This window comes from Fimbriimonadaceae bacterium, from assembly GCA_019638775.1.
Taxonomy (GTDB): Bacteria; Armatimonadota; Fimbriimonadia; order Fimbriimonadales; family Fimbriimonadaceae; genus JAHBTD01.
Window position 1 is genome coordinate 1 of the sequence record JAHBTD010000053.1, and the last position, 6,218, is coordinate 6,218.

Genomic DNA, 6,218 nt, shown 5'->3' on the forward strand with positions numbered 1-6,218 from the left:
TCCACTGTGCAATCTCCCTCCATGCTGCCCTCCAATCTAAGGTGAGTTCCGCTTTCTTTTGCTGCCACAGGCTCATAGATACCCCGATATTGATGGCCCGACAGGTTGAGCCCAGTAGAGCTCTTCCCTAGCTCGTGTTTGACCCACATAAAACATCCGCCGTACCGAGTCGCGGGCCTCGCCCGGCGTCGTCCATTCCTGATAGCCAGCCGGGCTCAAATCTGGAAACAAGACGACGATCGACGCTTCTCCTCCCTTCACGGAATGCACCGTCCCTAACGTGATTTTCGGTTGATCCTTCAGCGCCTTCGGGCCCCTCGCTTCAAGAATGTTGCAGGCGTAACCGATCGGCTTCCGATAGGTATCAAGCAGGTTTGACTGCAACCAGCCAACATCGCCGGCTGTGGCCTTCTCTGCCGCGACCGGATCGGCGAACCACTGCTCGAGATCATCCACTTCCACCGCCAGCCCGGCCGTCTCTTCGCCTTCAGCCTTCCGTCGCATGAGCGTCTTCGCGCCACGATGGAAGATGTCTTCGGCCTTCAGACACCCCGCCCATTCCCACAGTTCCCGATAGGTCCACCATCCCGATTCGTCGACGGGCTTCCGGTACATCCTCACCCGATCCGATGCACTGATCGTCCCCGATCGTCCCGTCAACGGATTCCAATCTCCCCTAGTCTTCCGGTAGGGGTTCCAGAACGGGAAGCCCCAGTCCCGCAGCTTGTGCTTCACCGGATCGAGGAAGAAGCTGCAAGAGGCCAGGATCGCGACCGTCTTCCCGGCATCAATCCATTCTTCAAGCCGGTACTTCATCGTTTCATGCCACTTGTAATTGATATCGAGTTGCCCCACGGCGCCCTCAACGTCTCGAGGCTTGTAGTCCTTCTGGATTCTGTTCTCGATCTGCTCAACCCATGCCGTCGCGGCCGCATGCACGGCCCGAGGAACCCGATACGATTGCGCGAGAATCGTGACTTGCTCTGCCGGCAGGTCCGGCGACATAAAGGCATCAGGAATCGCCCCTTTGAACCTATAGAGCACTTGATCGTCATCCCCACCTAAATACAGCTCTTCACAGGACGACCCCCACCAGCGGGCAAGGGAGAGCTCCAGCGGGCTAAAATCCTGGACCTCATCGAGGAACATCACCCGGCTCTCGTGTGGAATGGGAACCCGCTCCTCCACGCATCGGGAAATCAGGTCGGTAAAATCGATGGTAAAGGTCTGATCCTTAAAATCCGCCCAGTACTGCGAGAAGTTTTGGATGCGAATCGGCCAGAAGTCCGCTGGCACCTGGAGCCCACGGAGTCGATTCAACTCCTGGAGTAGCCCGTCTCCGTCCTTCGCCCCGCTGGACTCAATATCCCCATACGGATCGTCAAGGTTCGAGCCGATGCCCCCGAACTGCATCGACGGATAGGAGGCGTTCCAGTCTTTCAGGAGTTCCCTGTCGATAAGTTTTGGCCGCTCCAGGGCACGATAACAGAGTGCGTGTAGCGTGCCGATCCGGTCGTCGTTCAGGGGGAGATTTCTGCTGACTAATTCCCTCGCTGCAGCCTTCGTAAAACTAGTCACCAGGACAGCCTCGCTCCCGTACTGGCTGCAACTTTTGGCGATCAAACGGCTCAACGTGGTTGTTTTCCCCGTTCCGGGAGGCCCAACGATGCGAAATTCTTTGGATTTTTTGGGCATATTTCGACCTGACTTATAATGTTTTCAACTGTTTAGATGCCTGCTGACTCGTGCTGACTACGGAATTCCCCATATAAGTCAATATGTTGAGAAAAAAGTTGCACAAGTCAGCAGATTTTTTTCGCGATGGGCAGTACCGATTGCAGGGCCGATTTTTTTTTGCTGACTTGCTGACTTGCTGACTAGTAACTCTGGCATGATTCTTCCTATAAGAGAGAATTCTATAACCTGCTGATTTTACTGAATAGTCAAACATTTGACGCTGATGCATTTCTGTAGTCACCATTCGAGTCACCGATTGGCAGCTGACTTTGTCATGCCGACTGGATTCTCCACACGCTCCGCTTCGTGAACGAGCCACCCTTGGAACTCTTCACGTTCTTCCGTTCATGCCGGTACCCTAGTTGCGTCATCATGAAGCTCAGTTCCTTCGAGGTGAGCCGTTCATTCATCTTCCCAATCAGAAATTGCCGGAAGGTTTCCGAGACGATATAGACATCCCCGTCGAGCCGGAACGGGTTCCCCATAATAGCGGCATCCATCCATCGCTCTTGCCCTTGAATGCCAGCCGAGGACAGATACACCTCTAGCCAGTTCTCAAACGTGCCCTTCTTGGTCCCGATTTCAACGTCCACATTCTCGATCGCCCGGAAGAGCCACTGGATAATTTCGTCCCACTTATCCGCCTTCATCGTGGCAATACGCACGTCGGTATGGTCGAGGAGTAGGCGCCGGAATCTCGTCTGAGAATCGAAGTCTTCCACGCCTGCCGCGCTGACCGTCCGGCCGTTCACATCCAACTCATACGTATTGCCGTCCCCGCGGTATCGCACAAATTTCGTGATCGACACGCCCAACTTGTCCGAGACCAGCGCCAGAAGCTCCGCGGGGTCTGTGGCCACATGTTCCGGCAACGATTCCCCATTTTTCAGGGACTCAGCCAGCGCCCGCCGCTCCTCGACACCCTTCCCGGTCATGGCCAGGTTCAGCGTTCGCTCGTAATAGTCTTTCCGGAGCTTCAGGTCGGCGTTGTGGCGCCTCCGGTGGGCAATGAGCAGATTGACCACTTCCTGCCCCGTCCAGGAGGCCGCAAGGGCCTTGGTGGCGAGGCTCAGATCATAGGAACTGGCCGACTGGTCTTGGAGGTCCGTCCGGGAGTGTTCCCAGGCCCCCTTGAAGCCGCTATCAATCTCACAGAGCCGCATGAATTTCTCTGCCGGCGGTTCCGCCGACGGACTGAGATCGAAGGCCCAGGCCAGGTTCGCGGCTTGCGTTTTCTCTTCCGTCTCCGGCAGCAAGTACCCTTCCAGATCGCTCGGCTCATACCGGTGCTCGTTCAGCTCAAGCAGTCGCGTCTTCTTCGGCACCCCCTTCCGGTTCCAGGTCCCCGGCAAGCGCATGACTCGCGTCAGATCGCCCACTTGATCGGCGTCCCAGCCGTGGACCTTGGCCCGCGCACGGAGCGTCGAGCACCAGCCCTTCGTCAGCGCTTCGGCCTTTGCCCGATCGTCGTCCGACTCGAAGGCCCAGGGCTCTTTGAAGAGCCACCAGGCCTGCAAGCCACGGCCGCTGTGCACAATGATGGAGGGAGGTGGCCCCATCTCGGCCAGCAGCCGCATCGCGTCGTCTTCCGTCTGGGGGAGGTTCGGCTTCTTGTGGCCCCCGCCTTCTGCGTAGTCCAAATCTGCCCAGACCCCAGGAATCGCTATACAGTCGGCCTTTTCGCCCCGCAACGTGGGCCCCAGGTTGGCACTTCGCAGCGCACACCCGAGATACACGTTTTCCTTCGCGGCCCAGATGTCGATCGCCGCCAGTTCGTCCGGCGTAATTGACTGCACCCAGCTCGACCGCTTGGACGGCGCCCCCCAGAAGAGGAGCCACCGTCCATCGAGGTCCGGCCAGACGGCTTCAAGGAATCGCTGGAGATCGTTACTCGTCGGCAACGTCGGCATCGATCACCTGTGAGGCCTGATCAAAGAGGTCCTTCATGGCTTGTCCGATCGCCTTCGCGTTCGCGAATTCTTCCGCCTCGAGCTTCCGGCCCATGTTGAGGACGGCTTTGCTGTAGGGCTTGCCTTGCGGATTCTTGGCCTGCTCCAGCCTGATCTGCGTCGTCACCCCATAGAACGGGTACCCGTTGGCCACGAGCCGGAGGAAGTACTTCTTCGCGTTCTGGAGCGAAGTCGGCGGCAGGGCCACGATCATCGGAATCATGTCGTCTTCCCGCAGGAACAAGAACAAGCGCATCGCCTTACATGCCTGTCCGCCGGCCGCATTGCCACGGTCGTCCGTCGCCGACCCGAACTGCGCGAACGGACATTTCTGGCAATCTCCACCCGGATCGCCGACTCCATGTGCACTATCCGAGGAACTGCAATCCGGCGGCTTGTTCCCGCCGTCCTTCTCTTTCCAGTAGGCGCGCACATCCTTGAAATGCAGGACGATCCCTTCGAGCACCTGATAGGGTTTGTTCCCCTGCAGCGTCGGCACTTCCCACGTACTGCCCCCACCGGAGGGGACCTTTATCTTGTCCAGGTCCGTCAGCCGGAACCCCTGCGCGCCAAGGTTGTCCCGCATGAACGTCGTCAGCTGCTTCGTGTCGACCGACAACGCTTTATAGCTTGACGGGATCAACTCCCCGCTCTGCACCGTCGCCACATCACCCTTGCCGATCGTCTCGTCTTTCGGCTTTCCCATGGACTCCCCTTTCATAGTACTAGTGCTAGTTGACTACTGAAAAACCTATCGTCGATGCGTAACGCGAACAACCTCGCTATACAGCAGATCCTCGAACGGATTCGGCGACGTGTCGTATTTCCATTCAAAGAAATTGAAACCGGCTCGAGTTTGACAGTTTCCATCATCCCCAAGCGGACGAATGCAAAACTTGCATACCTGGACACACGCAGGGGTGAGTCCTAATGCGTTGCACCGGTTCCGGAGAAACCGTGTCGCCGCTTCGCAGGCCGCGTCATCAGAATCCGCTTGATAGATCACACTCAACCCCTGTTCACTGAGGTTTCCATCCTCCTCTTTGTAGATGCCCGCCACATGGCACTGATAGACAATGACTTCCTTCGATTCCATGGGCTTACCCCTTCTTGGTCCGCAGGCTATACTTCTCTGTCACCTTCAACGACTCTCGCAGCTCTGCCGGCATGGCCTGCACCAAATCGTCCGGCCTGACCTTCGCACCATTGAAGTGCTCGGCCTCGAACTCCGTCACCCAGGACGAGAGCCGTTGACTGTTGACGGCTTCCTTCACCAGGTCGCCCAGCCCCGCCGACTTGAGCGATTCCGTCAGCAGGACCGTGGCGCCCTCGGCCGCACCGGCGAACAGCTGCCGGCGGATATAGAGCACCACGCCGGACTTGCTCTTCATCGACTGCATACCGGCATTCTCGAACCGCTCCATGATTTGCGGTTCCAACTGAGCCATTTCCTCTTTGATGGCCTCCAGGTCGTCATCCGCCTGCTTCTTCTTTCGGTCCAGTTCAATAAACTGGTTCACTAAATCCGCTGTCGTCGCTGCCATAGATCCTCCTTTTAGTTATTCGCACAACCCATACTGTGACTCGCAGCTTGGCGGATCGTTGACCACCCGCAAAAGATCCACCTGTCTGCCCCCGCGACTGGTCTGCGACCAGCGTACAATGTCATCGATAAAATTGATTTCCATACCTGGCACGATCGGCGCGAAATAGGTTCGCCCGACTTGCTGCTCCCATCCTCGAACTTTGTCGATCATCTCAGGAAACCGCCGCAGCCAATTCAGCACGTCATCCTTACTGGAGTTAATGCAGGGCGCACACCCCACGCGATTGAACCCCAGCGTATAGAGTGGATTGATCTGTTCACCGCGGGATTTGATAAAATCGAAGCACATGCGTTTCGTCCAGTCGGCAATCGGATGGTGCCGATAGGCGTCGTAGAAGGCATCGAATTCTGTGAACGGTGTCGTCTTTCGCCGCTCCGACTCGTCCCGTCGAACGCCGGCGTAGTATTCATAGTCTCCATCGGGAAACTGCGCTTGGACCCATCGGCGCACCGGACGCAGCTTGAGCTTTTCCGTACAGAACTGCGCTCGTCGGCTCGGGAAGCGCCCCTTGATTGTGGACATCAGCGGGAATGTCAGCACGTCCGTCGGTTGAAATCCATGCTTCTCCGGCTGGTCTTCGCCTTCCCACATATCCGCCACAATTGCCGGGATCGTGTTCACTGGATGCACGTTCTCGCTGTACCATGCGATATGCTCAGTCGTCATAGGATGCTCGTTCCCACCGGCATCGGTGTTGACGATTACCACGTCCTGCTTGTCGTACCGATTGAGCACCCACCCGGCTACGGCCTGCGAGTCGATCCCGCCTGAAAATCCCACAATACGCTTCGTCATACGTCCTTTTTTCGCGACCCCATTCTTTTCAGCGCATATGGACCAGTGCGCCGAGCCAATACCCCGCGACCGCTGAATAAATGGCCACAATCCCCCCCGTGAAGAGCCAGCTCCGCGTACTCATGCCTTC

Annotated in this window: 6 protein-coding genes; all 6 read right to left on the reverse strand. The window is 57.3% G+C overall.

Annotated features, from left to right (window positions below; translation table 11 throughout):
• Positions 1–72: 72 nt before the first annotated feature.
• The gene (locus tag KF784_19310; GenBank protein MBX3121214.1) at positions 73–1,695 is read right to left on the reverse strand and encodes an ATP-dependent helicase; all 1,623 of its coding nucleotides are present in this window, start codon (positions 1,693–1,695) and stop codon (positions 73–75) included.
• Between the two features lie 314 nt (positions 1,696–2,009).
• Entirely contained in the window at positions 2,010–3,647 is a 1,638-nt protein-coding gene (locus KF784_19315; GenBank protein MBX3121215.1) for a hypothetical protein, read from the reverse strand.
• A complete protein-coding gene (locus KF784_19320; protein MBX3121216.1) occupies positions 3,625–4,392 on the reverse strand; it encodes a hypothetical protein in 768 nt (255 codons plus the stop codon). Before KF784_19320 ends, KF784_19315 begins: the two co-directional genes overlap by 23 nt.
• A gap of 45 nt (positions 4,393–4,437) precedes the next feature.
• Positions 4,438–4,782, reverse strand: a complete 345-nt coding sequence (locus KF784_19325) for a hypothetical protein (GenBank protein ID MBX3121217.1) — start codon at positions 4,780–4,782, stop codon at positions 4,438–4,440.
• A gap of 4 nt (positions 4,783–4,786) precedes the next feature.
• Positions 4,787–5,230, reverse strand: coding sequence for a hypothetical protein (locus tag KF784_19330; GenBank protein ID MBX3121218.1), 444 nt, complete (start codon positions 5,228–5,230; stop codon positions 4,787–4,789).
• Positions 5,231–5,245: 15 nt separating this feature from the next.
• Entirely contained in the window at positions 5,246–6,088 is an 843-nt protein-coding gene (locus KF784_19335; protein MBX3121219.1) for a phosphoadenosine phosphosulfate reductase family protein, read from the reverse strand.
• Between the last annotated feature and the right edge of the window lie 130 nt (positions 6,089–6,218).